Origin of the sequence: Acinetobacter tandoii DSM 14970 = CIP 107469 (assembly GCF_000400735.1) — a bacterium.
Taxonomy (GTDB): domain Bacteria; phylum Pseudomonadota; class Gammaproteobacteria; order Pseudomonadales; family Moraxellaceae; genus Acinetobacter; species Acinetobacter tandoii.
The window spans coordinates 99,136-122,986 of sequence record NZ_KE007368.1 but is presented as its reverse complement, the minus strand read 5'-3'; the positions used below and the strand labels follow the sequence as shown (position 1 = coordinate 122,986).

Genomic DNA, 23,851 nt, shown 5'->3' with positions numbered 1-23,851 from the left:
TCTTCAAATCTTCAAATCTTCAAATCTTCAAATCTTCAAATCTTCAAATCTTCAAATCTTCAAATCTTCAAATGTCTCTTTTAAAGACGAGGTTTTTCCCATTTTCAGCATTTGCGAAGGCGAATAGCCAAAGTGGTTTTTAAAACGATGACTAAAATGGCTGCTGGAACTAAATCCATATTGCGTAGAAACTTCTGTGATCGTGGCAGTGGTGGTTTGTAATGTCTGATGTGCCAATTCCAGTCTTCGTAGCATCACATATTGATGCGGTGGCATATGCATGGACTGTTTAAACATATGCGCAAAGTGATACTCACTGAGCTGGGTTTGTTCTGCTAAATCGGACAGGGTTAAACTTAAATGTAGATGCTGATCAATCCATTGTAAAAGTTGTTTAAGGATATAAGGTGATAGGCCCCCTTTGACTTCAGGAGCTTGCCACTCAGTATGACTATAATTTTTAATTAAATGGTTAAGCAGTAGCGTGGTGGCAGTACTCATCTGCAAATGGTTTTCACGGTTTTGCCAGGCACTATTGAGTAAAAAGTGTCGATAAATCATCGCAATTTGTGGATCGGCGACAAAACTTTGTGGATTTAACTGTATTTGGCTTGGTTCACGGTCCCAGACTTGTTCTGCTACACGTTTTAAGTGTTGTTCAGTGTAGTACAAATGTACGAAGGTCAGTGGATCACGTAGATCCCAAGTAGATTCAAAGTCTTGTGGCAATAGGCACATATGGTCGGGGCCACCACCATTCTGCCAGCCGTGTGCGGTCTTTTGATAACTGTGATATCCACCCTGAATGTACATACTTAAAGTGTGGTGATTGCTACAGACTTGTACGCAGTCTTGGTTATTTTGCCACATGGCGAGCTGCATGCCTGAACCCAATTCTACTGAGTCGAGAAGTTGGGCTTTGTGTTGCTGTAATTGATCTAGAATCTGATATTTCATCTTCTACACGCAGTGCCAAATTGAGTAACTAGTGTAGGACTTCTATTCGGTCTTGTCATCCGTAGGCAAAATTCGGTAAAAAAATCACAAGTTGATGATAGTGACCGCAAGAAGCTGCAAGTATTGAGTGTCTTTGTTTCGAGATAATGTGCTTAAGATCATTAGCTTGGGTTGAAATTGAATGAATGCGCTGTTATATGCTTTGGTTGTGGTAATTTGGGGCACAACATGGATTGCCATTAGCCTGCAACAACAAAGCGGTATATCTGCCAATGTGGCGGTGTTCTGGCGTTTTTTTATTTCAGCAATTGTCTTGTTTGCTTTTATTGCCTTTTGGCGTAAATTGCAAAAACTGACAGTGAAAGATCATCTATTTTGCATGTTACAGGCCTGCTGTATTTTTGGTTTTAACTTTGTTTGTTTGTATTATGCAGTGCAATATGTGAGTAGTGGTTTAGAAGCAGTGATTTTCTCCATGGCAGTCATTTTTAATACCTTGAATGCCAAACTGTTCTTTGCACAGCAAATTCCGTCTCGATTCTATCCTGCGGCTTTACTTGGAGTGCTCGGGATTGTTGCTTTGTTTTGGCAGGATGTGATTGGCACTACATTAAACAGTCAAACCTTACTTGGGATATCACTGTGTATGATCGGAACCTATGGCTTCTCGCTGGGTAATATGATTAGTACACGCCATCAGAAAAATGGATTGGATATTTTTACGACCAATGCTTACGGTATGTTCTATGGTGCTTTTTTAATGGCATTGATTTCATGTGTACAACAGGACGACTTTTTCCCAACAATGCCTTTAAGTGCAATTTCGGCTTTAATTTATTTAGCAATTTTTGGTTCAGTGATTGGTTTTACTGCTTATTTCTATTTGGTGGGGCGTATTGGTTCGGGCAAAGCAGCCTATAGTACTTTGTTATTTCCGTTGGTGGCTTTAGTGATTTCAACAGTGTGGGAAAGTTATCAATGGCATTGGAATGCAATGATTGGGGTGGTGCTAATTTTATGTGGTAACGCAATTTTCTTTGTTAAAATGCCACAGTCAAAGAGTATACAACTTTCAAAACAAAGCTGAGTTTTGGGTAGACCACAAAGCAGATCATTCATGTCTTTAACATAAATAAGAAACGTGATGCCAAACAATCATTTATCAAAAAATATTATTGAGCTTTATCGGAAATACGCCCGCGAATGGGTGGCATTGCGTGGAGAATGGTTATTTGAAAAAGTCTGGTTAGATCGCATGTTGGCTTTGCTGCCAGATCAAGCAAATGTTCTGGATTTAGGCTGTGGGTCGGGGAAACCGCTTGCTACTTATTTAATTGAACAGGGTTGCGCAATTACTGGGGTAGATAGTTCCGAGCTAATGTTACAAATGGCACGAGCAAACTTTCCTGAACAAATGTGGCTTCAGGCGGATATGCGGCAATTTAATTTAGCGCAAAAATTTGATGCAATTTTGGCGTGGGACAGCTTTTTTCATTTGACGCAAGACGATCAACGGCAGATGTTTGCGCAATTTGCACGACATGCCAAACAGGGAACAATATTGATGTTTACTAGCGGTCCTGCACATGGAGAGGCAATCGGAGAGCTGTTTGGAGAGCCTTTATATCATGCCAGTTTAGCCCCAGAAGAATATCGTCATTTATTGGCTCAATATGGCTTTGATGTGCTGAATATGGTGGTAGAAGATCCTGAATGTACAGGACATACAGTGTGGTTGGCACAAAAGGGGAGCCAATAGGAGATTTTTTTGAAGAATTAACTTGGATGTATTGGGTATCCAATATGAGTTTTTACGGAAATTTCCACTCTCTTAATTGAGAAGATGAAATCTGATTATGGCATGAAAGTTGTATTATCCTGTTTTGGTAATTTTAATAATAAATAAGAATATATGGATACTTCTTTTGCTGAGCTGACTCAAAACTTACCGCATCGCCCTATTTTAGACAAAGCATTGAGTTATTTTGATGATCTCCCCAAAATAGCGATCGATTGTGGATGTAGTGCGGGAAATGAATCCACATTTCTGCTCCAGCAGAATTTTATAGTGCACGCCTTTGATCCATCTGTTCAGGCAAGGGATATCTGTCTTCAAAAATTTGCAGAGCATAATAATTTTATTTTTGCCCTTGACCGTTTTGAAAGCTATGAATTTCCTAGAGCGAGTTTAATTATTGCTTTATTTAGCTTGTTTTTCTGTGCTCCACATAGGGTGGACTATGTTTTAGAAAAAATTTCGAATGCATTATTCCCAGAGGGAATATTTTTACTTCAAGTGTTGGGAAAGGACGATACTTGGGTAGTACAAGAATCTACACAATTTGCTGGTTTTGAGCGTCGACAGCTTGAACAGAAGTTTTCAAAAGAATTTGAGATTTTATGGATGGATGAGCTGAAAGGCTATAAGCCCTTGGCAAATGGAACTCTGAAATTCTGGCATTTCTACGCTTTAATCCTGAAAAAGAAAGCTTGATGTTCTTTGATCAGATATTCAGTTGTCTATAAAGCAAAAAAAACCACTCTCGAAAGAGTGGTCTGGAAAACTGGAAAATTGTTTAAGAAGCTTTGCTGGCTTTGGCTTCAACTTGTTGTTCGGCTTGAATCGCAGTCAGTGCAATTGTGAACACAATATCATCCACCAACGCACCACGGGACAAGTCATTCACAGGTTTGTTCAAACCTTGCAGCATTGGCCCGACGCTTACAACATTGGCAGAACGTTGTACCGCTTTATAAGTGGTGTTGCCTGTATTTAAATCTGGAAAAATAAATACATTGGCACGGCCCGCAACTTTAGATTCAGGTGCTTTCGAGCGACCAACACTTTCAACAGATGCAGCATCGTATTGTAAAGGACCGTCAATCAGTAAGTCAGGACGGCGTTGTTTTGCGATGGCAGTTGCTTGGGCAACTTTCTCGACATCTGCACCTGCACCTGAAGTTCCAGTAGAGTAGGAAATCATGGCAATACGTGGGTCAATACCAAATGCTTTTGCCGAGTCTGCTGATTGAATGGCAATTTCCGCCAGTTGTTCTGCATCTGGATCTGGATTAATTGCACAGTCACCGTATACGTAGACTTCATCAGGTAACAGCATAAAGAACACTGAAGAAACTAAAGAGTATTCAGGTGCAGTTTTGATCAACTGGAATGCAGGGCGAACTGTATTGGCTGTGGTATGTACTGCACCAGAAACCAAACCATCGACTTGATCGAGTGCTAACATCATCGTGCCTAAAACCACGGTGTCTTGTAGTTGTTCACGGGCTTGTAATTCGTTGATTTTGCCTTTACGTGCCTCGACCATAGGTGCGACATAGTTTTCACGAATCAGGTCTGGATCAATAATTTCTAGGTCAAATGGTAATTCAATATTACGTGCTTTCGCGACCTCAACCACAGCTTCTGGTTTAGCCAAAAGAATACAATGGGCAATGCCACGTGATTGGCAGATTGCAGCGGCTTGAATCGTACGTGGTTCATCACCTTCAGGTAACACAATACGCTTTTTGGCATGAATAGATTTTTGGACCAGTTCATGGCGGAAAGCAGAAGGAGACAGACGTGGATTATAAGCACCCTTCAGGAGCTGAGCTAGCCATTCTTCATTAATATGACTTGAGACAAAGCGGGTGACTTGCTCTGCACGCTCAGTGTCATCCACTGGAATTTCATTGCTTAAGTTCATTAAGCTTTGCGCTGTTTCAAACGTACTGAGTGAAGTGTGTAAGATCGGTAAGCCTTGTTTAATTGCAGCTTGGCAGAAATCTAGAATTTGGCTATTAGGTGCATGATGTTCAGTCAATAATAGACCTGCAAGCGGCGTTCCATTACTGCTGGCTAAGCCACTTGCCAGCAAAACATCAATACGGTCTGAAGCACTAATAATTAATTCGCCTGCAACAAACTTATCCAGTTCGTGTTCAATATTGGCTGCAATCAGGCTGCTGTGTAGAACACGGCGTTGTAAGGCTTCACCTTGGCTAATCCATTCAGCTTGTAAATTGGCTGCCAAATCAGACATGCGCGGTACACTCAGTGTGTTGCTGAATGGTACCAGACCAATCACAGGTAACTGCGCTGTACCAATATGGGCATGAGTTTTTTGAATATCTGCTACAAATTTGTTGGTATCACTTACTAAGCGTAGGCTTGGATCGAAGGTTAATGGAATTTGCGCAGAACCTTCAGGCAAGCCTTTGGTGCGCATGAATAGCACCCCAGCAGTACGGTCACTTGATGCGCCACCAAAATGACGTAGTTGAGCTTCAACTTTTTCCGCTGATGCAGAGGCTTTATGAATATCTGCATTACTCACGATGATGACTTTTGCATCTAAAGCTTTTGCTAAAGCAGAGTTCAGTTCAGAGGCAAAAGCATCACGTGCATTTGGTAATAACCCTTCAACGATAATGATGTCATGTTTTTTTGCAATTTGACGATGTAGACGAACGGCTTCTTCTAGTAATTCATCACTTTCGCCACAGTTTAATTGCTGAGTGACGGTTGCATAAGGAATAGGTTCAACTGTTTCACTTTTGGTAAGATGCTGAAAAAGTGCACTGGTGCGATCAGCTTCAATTTTAGTTTCTTGAGAAAAAGGTTTAAGAAAGCCCGCTTTAACACCTTGGCATTCTAAAGCATAACTTAAACCTAAACATGCCGATGTTAGGCCAACGCCTTCACCAGTTGGGACTAAAAGAATTGTTTTCATAGTCGTTATGTATTCATTAAAAAAAGGAAAGGCAGTCAAGGCGCGATTGCTTAAGCAATCGCGGCAGTTGATTCAGGCTTTTTTGCAGTTGTCTGATTAACCTCATTGTCGACAACAATTGCTGTCTCTTTTGCGATACGACCTTCTTCATCGGTTGGAATCACCCAAATTTGTGGGCCAGTCCCTGCATCAATGCGGCCTTCAGTACCACGTTTGAGGTTGTTATTTTGTTCTTTGTTCAAGTTAAAACCGAAGTGCGGTAAGTAAGCCATGGTTTTTTCACGGATGTAAGCAGAGTTTTCACCAATGCCACCAGTGAAGAATAAACCATCTAAACGAGGTAAGCCACAGCTAAGTCCAGCTAAAGATTTTGCAAGACGATAGCAGAAAACTTCAATAGCCAAAGTCGCATCTTCATTGCCTTGTTCAGAAGCTTCAATCAAGGTGCGCATATCGTTAGACAAATTGTCAGATAAACCGAGTAAACCACTTTCTTTGTTTAGCATCTTGTCAATTTTATAGACATCCCAACCAAGGTTGGCTGCCAAGAAGCTGTGTAAACTTGGGTCTACATCACCACTACGGGTACCCATCACAATACCTTCGAGTGGCGTTAACCCCATAGAGGTATCAACACTTTGACCATTCCAGATGGCACAAGTCGAGCTACCGTTACCTAAGTGAGCTGTCAACCAACCGCCTTGTTTTAAGCTACCAGCCAACTCTGAACCACGTTCAGACACATAAGCGTGGCTAGTGCCGTGGAAGCCATAGCGACGAACATTGTGTTCAGTGTATAAAAATTTAGGCACTGCATAGCGGTAAGCATGTGCAGGCATAGTTTGGTGGAATGCAGTATCAAATACTGCAACTTGTGGCAATTCAGGGAATAAACGCATCGTTGCATCTATGCCAACAAGATGTGCAGGGTTGTGAAGCGGTGCAAGCGGCGTCGCTTCACGAATACGTTCAATAATTTCTGGGGTGAGTAATTCAGCTTTGGTCAATGTACCACCATGTACAACGCGATGACCAATGGCTTGAGGGTTATAGTGAGAAAGACGCTCTAAAATTGTTTCTAATGCTTTTTCGTGATCAGCATGGGGAATAGACAGTTCTAGTGGTGCGCCACCAACAGTGACACCTTTAATGCGGGCTTCAGCAGAGCCTAAGTTTTCTGCCAAACCAAAAATACGATCTTCACGGCGCTCTGAAACAAGTGCATATTTAATTGAAGATGAACCGCAGTTAATTACTAATACTGATGTAGACACGTTTATATACCCGAATTTTAATTGAAATAAGTCGTCCCTAAAGTGATCTTTATGCAGTACTTATCAATGCAATCCAGATCAGTAATAATGTTTTATCATGTGTTGATTTTCTGTCCTAGATAGACTTTAGGAGATTAGACTTAAGCACTATCGACCAGTGAAATAATAATAAATAAAATTTATAGGTTGATAGTTTTCATTTATTAATGAAATAGTGCTCAGACCTAAATTTTCCTTGTTGTACATCTTTAACACTAGCATGAGAAATGAATTTTGAGCAGGAGCTAAGTGTTGTTTTTATGCTTAGTTTTGATACTTGATTTCTGACCAGCGTACAATGACATAGGCAATTAATGCCACCATAAAAAAGACCAACATCATCCAAGCCAGACCTTGTAAGGTTTCGATGATCGTACGGTAAATTTCCAGTACCCAGCGTTCTTGAGTCAGTTCAATCACAATTTTTTTGTCATTTTCGGTATAAGTCAGCGGCGTGATGTATTTTTCCATATCGTAAATACGAATGCCTGAGGATGTTCCGACCACCATACCGGCAAATTTGGTGTATTTTGCCCAAGCTTCATGGATTGGATCGTGAATAATGCGCGCCAGAATAGCATTAATCGAATTGGAAAAAATTTTCATTACCGTAAAAGAAACCAGTAATGCTAGTAAAAAGGTACAAATGATCAAATAGTAAAACATGCGATTTCCCTTTTATCTTTTTCAATTTTTTTATCATGTTACAAGATTTAGGGTGGAGATAGTGTAGTCGCTGTGTTCAGCTTCATGGCTGAAACTGAACACTTAAAAATACTTTAGATAGAGAGGAATTATTGGCGAATTTGACCGTCGCCTAACACAATCCATTTTTGCGAAGTCAGACCTTCCAGACCGACTGGGCCACGCGCATGAATCTTGTCGGTGGAAATGCCGATTTCAGCGCCTAGACCATATTCAAAGCCATCAGCAAAACGAGTAGAGGCATTCACCATTACTGAGCTAGAGTCAACACGAGCAAGGAATTGACGCGCCAAGCTGAAGTTTTCGGTAATGATGGCATCGGTATGGTGTGAACCATATTTGTTAATATGATCAATGGCTTCATCCATTCCTGATACTACTTTGACTGCCAAAATTGGACCTAAATATTCGGTATACCAGTCTTCTTCACTCGCAGGTTTAACCCCTGAACCTAAAATACGTTGTGTTTCAGCGCAACCACGCAGTTCAACATTTTTCTCTGCATACAGCTCTGCAATGCGCGGTAAAAACTCTTCGGCAACGTTCTCATCAACCAAGAGGGTTTCCATGGCATTACACACGCCATAGCGATGAGTTTTTGCATTGAGTGCAATCGGTAGCGCCTTGAGTAAATCAGCTTGTGCTTCAACAAAAACATGGCAGTTGCCATCTAAATGTTTAATTACAGGAATACGGGCTTCATTGGTAATACGTTCGATTAACCCTTTGCCTCCACGTGGAACAATCACATCCACATATTCCGACATGGTGATCAAATGACCTACTGCTGCACGATCTGTTGTATTAATCACTTGAACTGAAGTTTCAGGCAAACCTGATGCTTTAAGTCCGTGCTGAATAGCAGCTGCAATGGCCTTATTCGATTCTAATGCTTCAGAACCACCACGTAAAATAATGGCATTACCTGACTTCAAGGCGAGTGAAGCGGCCTCCAAGGTCACGTTTGGGCGCGACTCATAAATCATGCCGACCACACCCAGCGGTACGCGCATTTTGCCAATTTGAATGCCGGTAGGGCGGTAGGCTAAATCTGTGATTTCACCGATTGGATCGACCAGACTGATGACATCTTTCAGACCTTGTAGCATAGCTTTAAAGCGTGTGGGGGTAAGTTCTAAGCGATCAAGTAATGCACTGTCTAATTGATTGTTACGGCCTTTATCCATGTCTATTTGGTTGGCCGCTAAAATCGCAGACTCATTGTTCTGTAATGCTGTGTAAATTGCTGACAAAGCATTGTTTTTAGTTTGGGTAGAAGCGCTTGCTAACACGCGTGAAGCTTGGCGTGCTTGTTGTCCTACCGTTTGCATATATTGTTCAATCGACTCTTGCATGGCGGTTTGATCACTTAGAAATTTCAGTTCCGATAGTAACAGCCTGTGTACTGACAATGAAGTATCTCAGTGAAAATAGATAAAACTTTAGCGTACAGGATGCATCCTATCGCTTTTAGGGCAAAAAAAGACAAGCGGTCATGGAATGAGTTGCGCCTAAAAACAACCTTTGTATATGATGACAAGCGATAATGACATTGACGTCTTACACAAAAATAGAATGAGTTTGTGCTTAAAAATAGGCACATACGTTGCATTAAGTAGTGTCTTGCAAAATAAAAATAAGACAAGGATGGAGGCAAGGAATATGAATTCCATTATCCAATTGGACGCGGAATTACAGTCATCAATAAACCGTCATGGTTTTTTTGATTTATATAATAAGCACAGCTTTAAACAGCCAGCTCGAACCACTTGGATAGATGGATGGAAAATCGAGTATATGGCGATTGCTGAACCTGAAACACTTCACCGTACCCCGATTGTGATTATTGGTGGCGCATTCCAAAATTTTAACTCTTATAAATATTGTGTAGAGCAACTGTTTGCCGCAGGACCTGTCATTTTAATCGATTTACCTTCTATGGGCGCAAATCAGCAAATTACTAATGTCGACACAGGGCTTTCGGCAGGAACATTGGAGTTAAGTGATCTTGCAGTCATGTTGGGACAGTGGTTGGATATTGTCGGGCTGAAGCGTGTTTCGGTCATGGGGATGTCTTTAGGTTCAGTATTGGCATCGGGTTTGGCAGATTTACGTCCAGAATTGATTGATCGCATGATTTTGATGGGGGTGATGCAAAAAACACGCAAAAGCTGGCGCATGTTACTTGAAGAATCTTTATTTTTAATGCAAGAACAGCGTATGGAGGAGTTCGGTCAGGCAGTCATTTTGTATTTGGTGAATCATGCCAAATTAGATGTGACGCGAATGTCACCAACGGCAAAACGGTTGTTCTTTCGGCAGATGGCAGAATTTACTGCGACCGAGCAAGAACGCTATGAAATTAACTGTAATCGCTTGCTGCGTTTAACTGATGTGCCTATTCCAAGTTGTAAGGTTTTGGTTGCATGTGGTCAATATGACAGTTTCACCTTGCCTTATGAAAATGCCAATTTTGCCTTGCAATGTCCTGATATGGAATTTGCCATGATTGCCAACGCGGATCATGTGCCACAATTACAACGCCGTAAAGAAACCATGCATTTATTCGCAACTTATTTGCGTGGCGAATCTATTCAGCAGTTAGATGGTATTCTGAATATGACTCGAGCGCAGTTATTAACCATGGAACGTCGAGGCGAAGCAAGAATTCAGGTGAGTCAACCATTTACTCATTTAACTCATCGTCATTCAGATTTACAGTTATCAACTGAAATTGAAGATATGAATTTCTTTGGTTTAAAACTCAATTTTACCCAAGGTGACAGTCAAATCGCTGCGCAATATCCACGTGATTTAGCTTTACATCTGCACGATGAAGAGGGTTCTTTTACGATTGAATGTTTAATCTTTGAGATAGGTGAAACACATGTTCGCGCTTTATTTAAGCATGGCAGTTTTGACGTGGCAGAACGTCTACTGCGCTATATTCAACGCCAGCAAGCCTTGATGATGTCGGCAAGTGCTTAAAATCTTGTGACCCTAAATTTGCAATCAAGGATCAATGAAAGGGGGAGCTATAAACAGCTCCCCCTTTTGTTTTAATGTTTTAAATCGGGATGTAAGGTACGGGGTTTACTTGTGGCGTGTAGCATCCAGACCAGATCGCCAAGATGTTCTTCCGATGTGGTTTCATCTGTTTGCACTTGGAAATAGAGTTTGGGTTGAATGACAGATGATGTTTGAAAACCCGCATCTTGCAAAAAAATCTGAAGCTCATTTGGTTGAGTAAAGTGAAAACTAAAGGCACTACGAGACATCATTTTTAACAGTTTGCTGCTGCTCCAAATGATATGTGCCAATTTATTTTTGACGGGTTCAGGATAAATATCGCTGAGATAGTGGATTTCGGGAAAATACTTCCCGTTATTGCTGATGGCTTGGAATAATTGTGCCAATGAGGTTTTATCAAAATAGTTAATCAGCCCTTCACTAATTACTACCAGTGGAAAGCGCGTGTCAAATTTTTGAAAAACCTGAGAAAATTCATCGCTAAAAATATCAGCACTCAGTACCTGAGGGCTATTGGATTCAAGTTGTTGCAGTGCTTGAGTTTTGACGTGTGCCATTTCGGGTAAGTCTAATTCTCGATAGACCAAATTAGGAAACTTGCGACGGAAACTCCAACCGCGCGGTGAAAGCCCACATGCAATTTCTAAGACTTGTAGTTGCGGGTGCTGGGCAATCAATTGATAAAGATGTTCATCAATCATGCGGTGGCGTTGCTTTAAGGTGCTGCGCATACTTCCCCCTACATAGCGTTCTGCCCAAGACTCTAATGGATGCACCAGTTTTGCTAAAAATTTACCTTTGGTAGTGGCAAAAACTGCATTTGAAATCCCCATTTGATACCAAATATAACCTGTGTAATGGGCTGTAAAAGAGATATGGCGATGTTGTGAAAGTCCTTCTGACATGTCTTCCTGACCTACTTTTTTGTTTTGATTTTAGTACAGCAATAGTTGCTGAAAGTGCTTACATCATAATGAAAAAGGAGCACTTTGTGGTGCTCCTTCCGTCGAATAGTTAGTTAGCATTTCTAAAGGCGGTAATGTTGTCTCTGACACGTTGCCATTCAGCACCCAGCGCTAAAGTTTCACCAATTTGAATATTCGGGATTTTCCCGCGCATACGTTCTAAACGTTGCTGATTTGGTAGAGGCAGTTCAGTCATGCCTGCCAAAGCAATACATTGTGCAGCACGATCATTACATACCAGCCCCATATCACAGCCTGCTTTCAGTGCAGCTTGAATGCGAGCATCGGCACCGCCTGCAACACAGGCCGCTTGCATGCTTAAGTCGTCAGAGAACAGTACGCCATCAAACTTTAACTCTTGACGAAGAATGTTTTGAATCCAGAACTCAGAGAAGCCTGCTGGGTTCGGATCGACCTGATCATAAATTACATGAGCAGGCATAAGGGCATCGAGTTGCGGCATCAGTTGAATAAAACTTTGCATGTCTTTAGCAAAGATTTCGGCATAGGGACGTGAATCAATGGCAGCCGCGACATGTGAGTCTGCCTTCACTGAGCCATGCCCAGGAAAGTGTTTGCCTGTTGAAGCCATACCTGCACGTTTCATGCCTTTCAGAAAAGCACTGGCAAGTGGCACAATGTCTTGCATGTTCTTGGCAAAACCACGGTCACCAATCACATCGCTAATGTCGTTTAAGTCGAGTACAGGTGCAAAGCTAAAATCAATCCCAACAGCCAAAACCTCAGTTGCCATGAGCCAGCCGCATTGTTCAGCAAGGTCTAATGCCTGCTCAGCATTAGTCTGGTATAACTCACCAAAGCGGCCCATTGCAGGAAGTAGGGTAAAGCCTTGTTTTAAACGTTGTACACGACCGCCTTCCTGATCGACCGCAATTAAAATTTCAGGACGAATTTGACGCATATGATCGGTCAGTGCACGGACTTGTTGTGGGGACTGAATATTTCGTGCAAATAAAATAACGCCACCGACTTGCGGAGCTTGCAATAGTTCAATATCTTCTTGGGTAAGTTCTGTGCCAGCGATGTCTAGCATCAATGCGCCAATCATATCGGTGTCCGTGTTTGAATTATTTAAATAAAAAGGCTGAAGGGATCAGCTTCCGCGAAACAATACCCGAATTTTGCAATGATTTGCTACATTTTGTCAGCACAGATTATGATAAAACTACACGACATAAACATATTTAGTTGTTTAAGATGTTGAATCTGCACCATTCATGTTGAATAACGAAGCAGTAATTTTGGTCAAAAACCAAGGAAGTACAAATTATTTATGAAACTTCAAACAATAGCTTGTGCAGTTGCCATTGCGACTGGTGGTTTGTTTTTCACACACGCAATCAATCAAGCAATTGCAGCCAACGATACCGCTGTAGTCTCAAAATCTGTCGTGCCAACAAAAGAACAAGCGCTGGTTTCACGACAATTGGCAACCTTAGTTGACCGTCAACATTATTTAAATATGCGTTTGGATGCAGATACTTCGAATCGTATTCTCGATTTTTATCTGGACAGCTTAGATCCAGACCATACGATTTTTCTGAACTCAGAAGTTGAGCAATATAAGAAACAATATGGGGCGACCTTTGGTGCGGCATTAAAAGCGGGGGATTTAACAGGTCCCTACGCGATTCATGCCCAATATCGTGAGCGTTTGGCGCAGTTTTATGAGTTTATGTTGGCAGAGCTGAAAAAACCGCAAAACTTGAATCAGCCAAATGTCTACATCGATGTTGATCGTGAAAAAGCGGCTTATTTTAAAAATACTCAAGAGCAGCGTACTTATTGGCACAAAATGCTGGTGTCACAACTCATCAATTTGACCATCAGCAAACAAGAAGAACTGGCTAAGCAAAAAGTGTTAAAAGATAATCCTGAACTTGCCAATGGGCAGGATTTAACCAGCCCAGAAGATTTAACACCTGTTCAGACGCTGACCAAGCGCTATACCCGTCAATTGGAACGAATTAGCCGTACCAAAAGTGATGATGTTCTAGATAAAACCTTAAATGCAATGATGCTGACCTATGATCCGCACAGCAACTATTTCCCACCTGTCGATGCGATGGAATTGAACCGTCAAACGACTTTGCAGTTGGAAGGGATTGGGGTATCTATTCGTCCAGAACGTGGTAATGAAGACTATACCAAGATTGAAACTATTGTAGATGGTGGGCCTGCAAGCAAAACAGGACAAGTGAAGTCGGGTGACCGCATTATTGGTGTGGCACAAGATGGCGAAAAAATGATAGATGTTGTGGGTTGGCCAAGCAATGAAATTGTGGGGTTGATTCGTGGTAAACGTGGAACCAAAGTAACTGTACGCTTGTTGGCAACAGGTGCTTCAATGAGCCAAGCACGGAATGTGACAATTGTTCGTGATGTGATTCAGGAAGAAGATGCAGGGGTACGTTCACGTGTGGTCGAAGTGAAACGTGATGGTAAAGTGCACCGCATGGGTGTGATTGAAATCCCATCATTCTATTTGAATTATCGCGCACGCCGTGCAGGTAACGAATATCGTTCAGTGTCTGAAGATACCAATAATGCCCTGAAAGACCTACAAACGAAAAATGTAGAAGGTATCATTATTGATTTGCGTAATAATCCGGGTGGCTCTTTAGAAGAAGTAGCACGTATGTTAGGGCAGGTGATTAAGTCGGGTCCAGTGGTACAAATTCGTGATGGCAATGGTAATGTAAGCGTGTTTGAAGATGATGATGGTGGCGCGCAAACCTATGCTGGTCCACTGGCAGTATTAGTTAATTTGGCTTCTGCTTCGGCGAGTGAAATTTACTCTGCTGCGATTCAAGATTATGAGCGTGGCATTGTGATTGGTAGCACCACCACAGGTAAGGGGACTGCGCAAGTTCAACTGGACAGTTTGGCTTATGGGCAGGCGACCTTGACTCAACGTAAGTTCTACCGTGTGACAGGGGGAAGCACACAAAACAAAGGTGTCATTCCAGATGTAACATTGGTGGATATCTATAATGAAGAATTTGGTGAACGTAAAGCGAAGAATGCCTTGAAATGGGATACCATTCCAACAGCACCATTCAAGCGAGAAGGCTCTGTTAAACCTTATGTGCAACAACTTGATCAAGCTTCTGAACAACGCGTGAGTGTTGAGCCACAGTTCAAATATTTGGAACAGCGTAAAGCGATTGCGAAAAAATCGGATGAGCAAAAACGTATCGTGTTGGATATTGAGCAACGCAAAGCGGAGTTAATTGCGCTAGAGCAAGAAACTTTGAAGGCAGAAAATCAGCGTCGTCAGGCAACAGGTCAAAAGCCATATGCAAATTGGGAGAGTTACCAAGCTTCTTTAGATGCATTGGCAGAGTCTCGTGCCAAAATGAAAGCTACACAACGTCCTGCATTGCCTGAAGAGGAAGCATTTGTGACCGAAGCTGCGAATGTATTGCTTGATTATACGAAAATACAGAAAGTGAAGTCTTAATTTTTTAGTAGGATAGACTGGATTTAGAGCCAGTCCAAATGGGCTGGCTTTCTTACATTTTGAGTATAAAAAAGACATAAAAAATAAATGGATAACAGTTGATTAAGACAACTATTAGTAAAAATAATCCAGAATAAACACTTGACCAAAACGATAGAGTATTAGATTCTAAACAAGATTATAAAATTTGAAAAAAACTTAACGTTTTTTATCGCTTGAGAGCTCGACTTTGAATGTATTGATAAAAAAAAGATGACCTAAACGGAAGCTTTATATGGTTCATATACATTATGATTTAAGCCTAGTTATAGGTTCTATTTTATTTGCTTTGTTGGCATGTTTAATGGTCGTGTCACTCGAACAGTTATTATTCCGTGGGCCGCAGCAGAAGCTTCACAAAGTCATTTTGGTGACCAGCGGGTTGGTGCTTGGGGTTGCCATTTGGTGTATGCATTTTATTGCTATTTTTGCCAGCCATTTTCCAGAACCATTTAGTATAGATTTTTGGTTGACCTTAACTTCTTATTTCATTGCATTTATTGCTTCCACATTTGCTATTTGGTTAATTACCCGTCCAACCTTATCATTTGCTCGTCTCATTATGGGGGCAGTTTTGATGGGATTAGGGATCTCTGGTATGCACTATACAGGGATGCTCGCATTAGAATTACCGTCTTATCATATTCAATATGATGCCATGTTGGTGCTGTTCTCGATTATTTTTGCAATCTGTGGTTCAGGTTTAACGTTCTGGTTAACATTTAAATATAAAGCTGCAATTAAATATCAATTCTGGTTAAAGCTGTGTATTGCATTAATGCTGTCAATCACGATTGTTGGTATGCATTTTAGTGGTATGACCGCCACCAGATTTGTCAAACATGCGACGGATTTAATCACTTTAAATCAATCAGGTTATAGTCTAATTTTATTTACCGTATTATTGGTGACTTCTCTGATTTTTATTGCCGCTTTTTTTGTAGCAGTATTAGAGCAGCGTTTAGAAGAGCGTAACTTACAACTATATAATGCAAACCAAGAGCTGGCGAAACAAGCAGTTAGGGATAATCTGACCAAGCTACCGAATCGTTTGTATTTGGCTGAATATGCCCATTTTCTATTTACCAATCACCGTTATAACGACCAGAAAATCGCTTTTCTTTTTATTGATTTAGATCGTTTTAAGAGCGTAAATGATGTCTTTGGTCATCATGTGGGTGACCAATTGTTGGTACAGCTTTCAAGCCGTATTCATGCCCAATTGAATGAACATCAAAAATTACTCCGTATTGGGGGAGATGAGTTCTTGCTGGTGATTGAAGATGCGAGTTTAGAACAAGCTGAGCATATGGCAAATGTTGCACTTGAACAAATTCAAAATAGTTTTTTGATTGCAGGAAAGGAAATTAATATCTCGGCAAGCGTTGGCATCGCGATGTTTCCTGAACATGGCAATAATTTGCAAGATTTATTAATCAATGCAGATGCGGCCATGCTTTCCTCTAAATATCAGGGGCGTAATACCTATTCGGTGTTTAACTACACGGTAGATCAGCAGGAAACTAAAAGCTTAACCAAATTAATCAATGATTTATATAAAGCTGTGGAAGAGCAGCAATTTATCTTGTTTTACCAACCTAAATTTACTACTCGTGATCATCAAATTTGTGGTGTAGAAGCGTTAATTCGTTGGCAGCATCCAACTTTGGGGTTATTAACTCCGAATATGTTTATTCGGGGGGCAGAAAAGACTGGACTCATTATTGAAGTGGGCTATTGGGTATTGGAACAAGCCTGTCGTCAGATTCAAATTTGGGAAAAAAATAACGCCCCGTTTTTCCCCGTTGCTGTAAACCTCTCTGCAGTGCAATTTGAGCACAAGCATTTATTCACCAACCTTGAACAGTTATTTGAAAAATATCAAATTGATCCAAGTCATTTGATGATTGAAATTACAGAAACGACTGCGATGCATCATATTGAATCCAGTATTTTGAGTTTTGAACGTTTGCGCCAAATGGGCATCAAGTTGGCAATTGATGATTTTGGAACAGGTCATTCGAGTTTTCTGTATTTAAAAAATCTTCCAGTAGATGAACTGAAAATAGACCGTGAGTTTATTTATGATTTAGAAGTCGACTCTAAAGAGGAAATGATTCTAGAAAGTATTATTCAACTGGCGATTAAACTTGGTTTGGTGGTGACTGCTGAAGGGGTGGAATGTGCCTCACAAGCCGAAATTTTATCGCGTTTAGGCTGCCAACAGCTACAAGGCTATTTACTGGCTATGCCCATGGAAGTCGAACAACTCGAACACTTTTAACTACCAAACTAAAGTGTGGTGGATGGTTCTCGTCTGATTTTGATTGTTCAAGATTGTTCCTTGAGCGTAATTAAATTTTAAAGCACCAGTTTAAGTTACATACAGATGCGATTGCGTCCATTCGCTTTGGCTTGATATAGGTTTTCATCGGCCAGTTTCATTACCGCTTTGATATGTGCAGAAGAGTCAGGCCAATGTGCAAGACCAATCGAAATGGTGATCGGGCCAATCCCTTCAATTAAAGTCGATTCTAATTTGAGTCTTAAGCGTTCTGCCAATTTATGGCCAATATTCAAATCTGTACTTGGTGTTAGTACGATAAATTCTTCACCGCCAAAACGGCAACACACATCGTTATCACGGAAGTTGGCTTGAATTAGTTCAGCCACTTTTTGTAAAACCACATCGCCTTTGTCATGTCCATAGGTATCATTGACTTGTTTAAAGTGATCAATATCAATGGCAATCACACAAAACTGGGTTTTGGCATTAATCAATTCTTGGGTAAATACATCCATACCTCGACGGTTATAAAAGCCTGTCAGTGGGTCAGTGTTGACGTGGTAATTTAGCTCATTAATCCTCTTTTTAAAGTTTTGAGCACTTAGTAGTAAAGAGAGGCGGAATTTTAAAACTTCAAAATACCAAGGTTCAATGCTTTTGATTCTTTGATCGATATCTGGAGTATTCAATACACTGGCCATTTTTGCCAGTTGTTCTAGTGGGTTGGAAATAAGATAAGCAATACGCCAGACGATAAAGAAAATAACCAGATAAAAGATCGACATACCGAATAAAGTTTTATAAACAATACTGGTGGCTTGTTCTAATAATACTGCTGTGGGCTGCTGAGAAATGATGATCCATTTGGTGGAAGGCACATAGGCAAAACCCGCGAGATTTTCTCGCCCTTGACTATTTATCAATTCAATTTTTCCATACTTGGTTGCTTGAATTTGAGCAAGCCCTGAGTTGTGCGTGACTGTTTCACCAATACGTTTAGCATCAGGATGAAAAATAATGCGATTGTATTGATCAAGCACATACATATAACTGTTTTGATAATTATATTTGATACTGAGTAACTCTCGGATTAAATTATTTTTCTTTAAATACAACGCTCCGCCAATAAAACCGAGATATTGGTGGTTTTGGTCAAAAATCGGTTGGGAGATAAAGACGATTAAATTATGTCGAATGGAATAGTAAGGATGTGTGATAACAGGAGCTTTTTTTTCTAATGACAGTTGAATGCCATAGGTTTTATTGACTTGCTGTTTATTAAATGCCAATTGTTCAGGGGCATAGCTGACAAAACGTCCTTCTTTATTAATCACCACGACACTATCAAAAAAATCTGATTGATAACGTAGACGATTGACTTCATTTTGTAGAGCGGCAGGGTCATCAAAAGAATGCCCCAAAATTTCTGCACTATATGCCAGTTGCTTAACTAGACTTTTAAATTGTAAATCCGTTCCTTGCGCAATTTTTGAAGCATAATCAAAATTAACTGATAATGAATTTTCAATTAGTTGTTGACGCTGAATGTAATAGCTCACTGCCAGTGAAATCACGAATAGGCTAAATACACTAAACATGGCAAGAAAAAGAATTAACTTTCTCAAATCTAGATTGAGCTTTGAAAGTAGCCTTTGCAGAGAGGTCATCACAATATGGGTCAGGTGCTGTTGAAAATGTCGTATATGCTAAATGCTGTCGAGTGACGATATTGGATTGAAAGTCAGTCTGAATAAAACTTGTTTTACATAGGACAATGTATAGAGAAACGAGATAAAAATCTAGTTTTGATGAAATTTATCTATGCGTTTAATACGCGTATGACTGGTCAACTCAGAGATTAAGTATTATATTGTTTTTGTAAATATATTTTAATTTTTTGTATCATAATTAAAAAATCGGTTCTTAATTAAAGGTTTAGCTCAATCTGTACAATCTACCTTCGCAATGTTTGATTTTTCCGAGGCAATTATGAACATACAACTCTTAGAAATTGGCTCAGAAACCGAGCAGTTAAGTGCTTGTAGACTTTCATTACTGTTGGGGATTACCTCATCACAGAATCAGATTGCGACTTATCTCAGATTGGCACGTCAATTGTTGGCAGTAGATTATGCTGTTTTACAATTTAATAATGAGCCTTATGCATGGGTGTCAATGCAGTCAGGTTTAAAAGCTTATACCAGCCCTTCATTGTTTCCAAATTTGGTTAGACATGCGTATATCGATGAGCGACATCCTGATTATTCGAAATTTTTAACAGTGATTTCGACTTTAGGCTTAGTATCACAACCCCGTTTAGTTATTTTGAATTTACAAAATAGCCAAGGTGATTCGGTTGGTCATGTGGCTTTATTTGGTCCTCAAACACAAGCATTTTCGCAAGATCAGATTCAGATGGTGCAAGAGTTATTCGCTAGTTTAATGAAGCACATTGAACTTAAAATCGATTATGCCGAACTAAAAGAAATGTATGAGCAGCAGTCTGCATTAAATTTTAGTAAAACCAAGTTTTTTCAAATTATTGCGCATGATTTACGTGCTCCTTTTCATGGCTTGCTTGGATTTTCAGAAGTGTTAGCCCAAGAGCGTGACAGTTTGGATGAAGACAGTATTCAGAATATTGCCGACTATTTACATGACACGACGCAATCTACGTATAGTTTATTGGAAAGTTTGCTTAATTGGGCGATGGCAGAAGGTGGTCGTTTTGTCTTCCATCCGATTAATTTCCAGTTAAAACAAGCTTCAAAAATTGTTTTTGATGTGCTGAATGGCTTAGCCATTAAAAAGAAGATTCAATTGATTGATGCTGTACCCGAAGAAATTAAAGTTTTTGCTGATATTAATATGGTCACTTCGGTGATTCAGAATTTAGTTTCTAATGCATTAAAGTTTACTCATATGGATGGTTCTGGCGTAGTCAAGATTTCTGCTGAAGTCACAAGCAAAGGGGTTGAGATTGCGATTCAAGACACAGGTTTGGGTATGACTTCGCAACAAATTGAACAGCTATTTCAACCACGGTTAACGGTCAGTTTTAAAGGCACGGATGGCGAAAAAGGCATGGGGCTTGGTTTAGTATTGTGTAAACGTTTTGTAGAAATTAATCAGGGCGAAATCCAAGTCCAATCCAAAGAGGGGGAAGGTACTTTATTTAAAGTGATTTTGCCGCAAGCGGAATCTTATTTAGCCCTGAGTCAAAACCAAAAGAAAAAAGAAACTTCGTCTTAATCACATATCTTTTCCAGATGATTCATATTGTTCTAAAAAAATCGTTCAAAATGACACGCATTCGGTAGTATCCCAGCATTTGATTGAGTACACTCGAAATGAAGTCGAATTCAGACTTATGCCCAATATCGGCTCTGATTATTTCGAAATATGCTGAGTATTCGGTCAGAACTTCACTGATTCAAAGTGTCCTTCATGCTTGAATCTGGGTGAAAACTGGAATGATTATCTGCAGATGAAAATTAAGATGTCATGAATTTCGATCGTCGAAAAATAAATTGAATGAAGCATGTGCTAAAGCAGGAGAAAAACGCTTGATGAACGCTGAACAATTGCAGAAAACGTTGTGTGCGAGCCAATATGCAGAACAGGTTTTGGCAATTCATAAGAGCTTATTAGAACAAGATTATGGCGTTGATCAGTTTCAGACTTCACTCACCACCTCGCAAATTTTTTTACACGTTCACCAAGAATTAGACAACGTAGAAGATGAAACTACATGGCTACGCTTAAGTCGAATTCTGCGGGCACGTTTGATGTTTCGCTGGATTTGGCAAGACGCGAACCAATTGACCGATGTTGTGACCTTAACACGCGAGCTATCCGATTTTGCGGATGCGATGGTTTGTGCAGCGAAAGATTTTGCACGTAAACCTCTGGTTGCCAAGCATGGTGAGCCAATAGGCTATAGCGGTAAAGTCCAAGACTTGATCGTGATTGCCATGGGAAAACATGGTGCACAAGAGTTAAACCTATCGAGTGACATCGATCTGATTTTTGCCTTCGATGAGCAAGGCGAAACCAATGGGCGTAAATGTATTGAGGTCCAGCAGTTTTGTATTCTTTGGGGGCAAAAGCTGATTTATTTACTGGATCACATGACTGCCGATGGTTTTGTGTTCCGTGTGGATATGCGTCTACGTCCGTGGGGAGATGGATCTGCGCTCGCAATTAGCCATGTAGCTTTGGAAAAATATTTGAGTCAGCATGGTCGTGAATGGGAGCGTTATGCTTGGATTAAAGCCCGTATTGTGACGGGTGGCAAGGAAGGGGATGAGTTGCTTGCCATGACGCGTCCATTTGTGTTTCGACGCTACGTTGATTACACCGCATTTGAAGCCATGCGCGAAATGAAAGCCATGATCGAACGAGAAGTGGCGCGTCGTAATATTGAAGATGACATTAAACTAGGTGCAGGCGGGATTCGTGAAGTTGAATTTATCGTACAGGTATTCCAGTTAATTTATGGCGGTTCAAAACTTGAGTTGCAAGATCGTCAATGTCTGGTGAGTTTGCATCATTTGGGTGAAGTCGGATTACTTGATCCACAAGTGGTGGTTGAACTGGAAGATGCCTATTTATTTTTACGTCGAGTTGAACATGCTATACAAGCGTTAAATGATCAACAAACACAATCTTTACCTCATGAGCCTGAGCTACGCCAACGTATGGTAGAAACTTTGGGCTATGCTGACTGGCAAGCATTTCTGGATGTGCTCAACCAAAAGCGTGCCAAAGTCATTTATCAGTTTGAGCATTTGATTAAAGAAAAAGAACCTGACCCATTGGTCGAGAGTTTTGGTCAGTTAGAACAACGTTTACAAGCCGTATTGGATGACGATGCTAAAAATTTGGTGCATGAATTTTGGTATGGTAATGCTTTGAAAAAGTTGCCTGCCAAAGCCGTGCAGCGTTTAAAAATGTTCTGGCCACATTTGATTGAAGCGATTTTAGAGTCGGATAAACCACAAACTGCCTTATTGCGTTTAATGCCTTTGGTCGAATCGGTAATGCGCCGTACTGTGTATCTAGTGATGTTGATTGAGAGCAAGGGTGCACTACAGCGTTTAGTCAAAATGGCGACTGTTAGTCCGTGGATTTGTGAAGAATTGACGCATTATCCCGTATTGCTAGATGAATTTTTATCGATGGATTTTGAATTGCCTCGCCGTCAGGATTTACAAGATTCATTACGTCAGCAATTGCTGCGTATTGAACTCGATGAAGTCGAAGACCTGATGCGGGTGTTACGTCTCTTTAAAAAATCTAATGTTTTGGCGGTAGCAGCCAGCGATGTTCTAGCTGAAAGTCCACTCATGAAAGTCTCTGATGCCTTAACCGATATTGCGGAAGTATCGGTGAATGCAACCTTGAACATGGCATATCAAATGGTTGCGAAAAGACATGGCTTTCCACTCGATATTGAAGGGCAGCGCTGTGCCATTGACCATATGGCTTTTGCCGTTGTGGGCTATGGTAAGGTGGGCGGCATTGAGTTGGGCTATGGTTCGGATTTAGATTTGGTGTTTATTCATTATATGGATGAACAAGCAGATACAGATGGCCCGAAATCCATTAGTGGCTTTGAATTTGCCATGCGGGTGGCCCAAAAGTTTATCTCATTGATGACGACACAAACCCTCGATGGTCGAGTCTATGAAATTGATACACGTTTACGCCCTTCGGGTGAGGCTGGTGTTTTGGTTACCAGTCTAAAAGCCTTTGAGCAGTATCAACTTAAAAATGCTTGGTTATGGGAGCATCAGGCATTGGTTCGTGCACGTTCGATTGCAGGCGAAGAAACACTGCGGGAAAAGTTCGAGCAACTGCGTTGCCGAATCTTAACCTTGCCTAGAGAAGAGGCCAATGTGCGTGAAGAAGTGTTCAAAATGCGTCAGAAAATGAAAGACCATTTAGGTTCTTCTAAAGAACAGCAAAAAGATGGAATTTTTCATTTAAAACAGGATGCAGGTGGTATCGTTGATATTGAATTTATGGCACAGTATGCTGTGTTAGCCTGGAGTGGGTCGAATCCCGATCTCGCCCACTACTCCGACAATGTACGAATCCTTGAAGACGCTGCAAAAGCAGGTTGCTTATCCAGTAACGATGCAACAGCATTGATTCAAGCTTATCTCAGTGAACGAGCCGAGAGCCACCGTTTAGCGCTTGCGAATCAATCCATGCAAGTCAATGCTGCGGATTGGCACAATACCCGCGTGATCGTTTGCAAGTTATGGCAAAGATTAATAGATCCAACTGCTACGGCTATGTTGGATAAAAATGACAGTATATAAAAATTT

16 protein-coding genes are annotated in these 23,851 nt (G+C 40.7%); 8 read left to right on the top strand and 8 right to left on the bottom strand.

The window, feature by feature from the left end; all coding sequences use genetic code 11:
• Positions 1 to 51: 51 nt before the first annotated feature.
• Positions 52 to 957, bottom strand: a complete 906-nt coding sequence (locus tag I593_RS13915; protein ID WP_016168224.1) for a helix-turn-helix transcriptional regulator — start codon at positions 955 to 957, stop codon at positions 52 to 54.
• A gap of 181 nt (positions 958 to 1,138) precedes the next feature.
• Between I593_RS13915 and I593_RS13910 the strand changes: the two genes are divergently transcribed.
• The 3 genes from I593_RS13910 to I593_RS13900 all read left to right on the top strand — a co-directional run bounded on the left by I593_RS13910 (position 1,139) and on the right by I593_RS13900 (position 3,451).
• The gene (locus I593_RS13910) at positions 1,139 to 2,044 is read left to right on the top strand and encodes a DMT family transporter (RefSeq protein ID WP_016168223.1); all 906 of its coding nucleotides are present in this window, start codon (positions 1,139 to 1,141) and stop codon (positions 2,042 to 2,044) included.
• Positions 2,045 to 2,101: 57 nt separating this feature from the next.
• Complete coding sequence (locus I593_RS13905; protein ID WP_016168222.1) at positions 2,102 to 2,716, top strand: class I SAM-dependent DNA methyltransferase; 615 nt, start codon at positions 2,102 to 2,104, stop codon at positions 2,714 to 2,716.
• Positions 2,717 to 2,869: 153 nt separating this feature from the next.
• Positions 2,870 to 3,451 (top strand): class I SAM-dependent methyltransferase, encoded by a 582-nt coding sequence (locus tag I593_RS13900; RefSeq protein WP_016168221.1) that lies wholly within the window; start codon positions 2,870 to 2,872, stop codon positions 3,449 to 3,451.
• Positions 3,452 to 3,533: 82 nt separating this feature from the next.
• Here the strand turns inward: I593_RS13900 and pta are convergent, their stop codons facing one another.
• The 4 genes from pta to I593_RS13880 form a co-directional block, all read right to left on the bottom strand.
• Positions 3,534 to 5,693 carry a phosphate acetyltransferase gene (gene pta / locus I593_RS13895; protein WP_016168220.1) on the bottom strand — a complete coding sequence of 720 codons (2,160 nt, stop codon included), beginning with the start codon at positions 5,691 to 5,693 and terminating at the stop codon, positions 3,534 to 3,536.
• A 50-nt stretch (positions 5,694 to 5,743) separates the two neighbouring features.
• Positions 5,744 to 6,967 (bottom strand): acetate/propionate family kinase, encoded by a 1,224-nt coding sequence (locus tag I593_RS13890; RefSeq protein ID WP_016168219.1) that lies wholly within the window; start codon positions 6,965 to 6,967, stop codon positions 5,744 to 5,746.
• A 303-nt stretch (positions 6,968 to 7,270) separates the two neighbouring features.
• The gene (locus I593_RS13885) at positions 7,271 to 7,672 is read right to left on the bottom strand and encodes a hypothetical protein (protein ID WP_016168218.1); all 402 of its coding nucleotides are present in this window, start codon (positions 7,670 to 7,672) and stop codon (positions 7,271 to 7,273) included.
• Positions 7,673 to 7,800: 128 nt separating this feature from the next.
• The gene (locus I593_RS13880; protein WP_016168217.1) at positions 7,801 to 9,066 is read right to left on the bottom strand and encodes a glutamate-5-semialdehyde dehydrogenase; all 1,266 of its coding nucleotides are present in this window, start codon (positions 9,064 to 9,066) and stop codon (positions 7,801 to 7,803) included.
• 307 nt (positions 9,067 to 9,373) lie between these two features.
• Between I593_RS13880 and I593_RS13875 the strand changes: the two genes are divergently transcribed.
• Positions 9,374 to 10,699: an alpha/beta fold hydrolase gene (locus I593_RS13875; protein ID WP_016168216.1), complete on the top strand. Its 1,326-nt coding sequence runs from the start codon at positions 9,374 to 9,376 to the stop codon at positions 10,697 to 10,699.
• Between the two features lie 71 nt (positions 10,700 to 10,770).
• On the opposite strand, the gene I593_RS13870 is transcribed toward I593_RS13875, so the two are convergent.
• Together I593_RS13870 and nagZ are read right to left on the bottom strand one after the other, a co-directional pair.
• Positions 10,771 to 11,646 carry a class I SAM-dependent methyltransferase gene (locus tag I593_RS13870; RefSeq protein ID WP_016168215.1) on the bottom strand — a complete coding sequence of 292 codons (876 nt, stop codon included), beginning with the start codon at positions 11,644 to 11,646 and terminating at the stop codon, positions 10,771 to 10,773.
• Positions 11,647 to 11,755: 109 nt separating this feature from the next.
• Positions 11,756 to 12,775 carry a beta-N-acetylhexosaminidase gene (gene nagZ / locus I593_RS13865; protein WP_016168214.1) on the bottom strand — a complete coding sequence of 340 codons (1,020 nt, stop codon included), beginning with the start codon at positions 12,773 to 12,775 and terminating at the stop codon, positions 11,756 to 11,758.
• A 225-nt stretch (positions 12,776 to 13,000) separates the two neighbouring features.
• Between nagZ and I593_RS13860 the strand changes: the two genes are divergently transcribed.
• Both I593_RS13860 and I593_RS13855 read left to right on the top strand, forming a co-directional pair.
• Complete coding sequence (locus tag I593_RS13860) at positions 13,001 to 15,190, top strand: carboxy terminal-processing peptidase (RefSeq protein WP_016168213.1); 2,190 nt, start codon at positions 13,001 to 13,003, stop codon at positions 15,188 to 15,190.
• 274 nt (positions 15,191 to 15,464) lie between these two features.
• On the top strand, positions 15,465 to 17,513 hold the full coding sequence (locus I593_RS13855; protein WP_016168212.1) for a putative bifunctional diguanylate cyclase/phosphodiesterase: 2,049 nt from the start codon (positions 15,465 to 15,467) through the stop codon (positions 17,511 to 17,513).
• Positions 17,514 to 17,608: 95 nt separating this feature from the next.
• On the opposite strand, the gene I593_RS13850 is transcribed toward I593_RS13855, so the two are convergent.
• Positions 17,609 to 19,183, bottom strand: a complete 1,575-nt coding sequence (locus I593_RS13850; protein ID WP_035301904.1) for a sensor domain-containing diguanylate cyclase — start codon at positions 19,181 to 19,183, stop codon at positions 17,609 to 17,611.
• 322 nt (positions 19,184 to 19,505) lie between these two features.
• Between I593_RS13850 and I593_RS13845 the strand changes: the two genes are divergently transcribed.
• Together I593_RS13845 and glnE are read left to right on the top strand one after the other, a co-directional pair.
• The gene (locus I593_RS13845) at positions 19,506 to 20,768 is read left to right on the top strand and encodes a sensor histidine kinase (RefSeq protein WP_016168210.1); all 1,263 of its coding nucleotides are present in this window, start codon (positions 19,506 to 19,508) and stop codon (positions 20,766 to 20,768) included.
• Positions 20,769 to 21,046: 278 nt separating this feature from the next.
• A complete protein-coding gene (glnE, locus tag I593_RS13840) occupies positions 21,047 to 23,845 on the top strand; it encodes a bifunctional [glutamate--ammonia ligase]-adenylyl-L-tyrosine phosphorylase/[glutamate--ammonia-ligase] adenylyltransferase (RefSeq protein ID WP_228130584.1) in 2,799 nt (932 codons plus the stop codon).
• Positions 23,846 to 23,851: the final 6 nt, after the last annotated feature.

Excerpts from the sequence above, each read along its gene's own strand:
- I593_RS13870 (WP_016168215.1), bottom strand. The coding sequence starts at position 11,646 with ATGTCAGAAGGACTTTCACAACATCGCCATATCTCTTTTACAGCCCAT.
- I593_RS13905 (WP_016168222.1), top strand. The coding sequence starts at position 2,102 with ATGCCAAACAATCATTTATCAAAAAATATTATTGAGCTTTATCGGAAA.
- I593_RS13885 (WP_016168218.1), bottom strand. The coding sequence starts at position 7,672 with ATGTTTTACTATTTGATCATTTGTACCTTTTTACTAGCATTACTGGTT.
- I593_RS13915 (WP_016168224.1), bottom strand. The coding sequence starts at position 957 with ATGAAATATCAGATTCTAGATCAATTACAGCAACACAAAGCCCAACTT.
- I593_RS13880 (WP_016168217.1), bottom strand. The coding sequence starts at position 9,066 with ATGCAAGAGTCGATTGAACAATATATGCAAACGGTAGGACAACAAGCA.
- I593_RS13860 (WP_016168213.1), top strand. The coding sequence starts at position 13,001 with ATGAAACTTCAAACAATAGCTTGTGCAGTTGCCATTGCGACTGGTGGT.
- I593_RS13845 (WP_016168210.1), top strand. The coding sequence starts at position 19,506 with ATGAACATACAACTCTTAGAAATTGGCTCAGAAACCGAGCAGTTAAGT.
- I593_RS13875 (WP_016168216.1), top strand. The coding sequence starts at position 9,374 with ATGAATTCCATTATCCAATTGGACGCGGAATTACAGTCATCAATAAAC.
- I593_RS13910 (WP_016168223.1), top strand. The coding sequence starts at position 1,139 with ATGAATGCGCTGTTATATGCTTTGGTTGTGGTAATTTGGGGCACAACA.
- pta (WP_016168220.1), bottom strand. The coding sequence starts at position 5,693 with ATGAAAACAATTCTTTTAGTCCCAACTGGTGAAGGCGTTGGCCTAACA.
- nagZ (WP_016168214.1), bottom strand. The coding sequence starts at position 12,775 with ATGATTGGCGCATTGATGCTAGACATCGCTGGCACAGAACTTACCCAA.
- I593_RS13855 (WP_016168212.1), top strand. The coding sequence starts at position 15,465 with ATGGTTCATATACATTATGATTTAAGCCTAGTTATAGGTTCTATTTTA.
- I593_RS13850 (WP_035301904.1), bottom strand. The coding sequence starts at position 19,183 with ATGACCTCTCTGCAAAGGCTACTTTCAAAGCTCAATCTAGATTTGAGA.
- I593_RS13900 (WP_016168221.1), top strand. The coding sequence starts at position 2,870 with ATGGATACTTCTTTTGCTGAGCTGACTCAAAACTTACCGCATCGCCCT.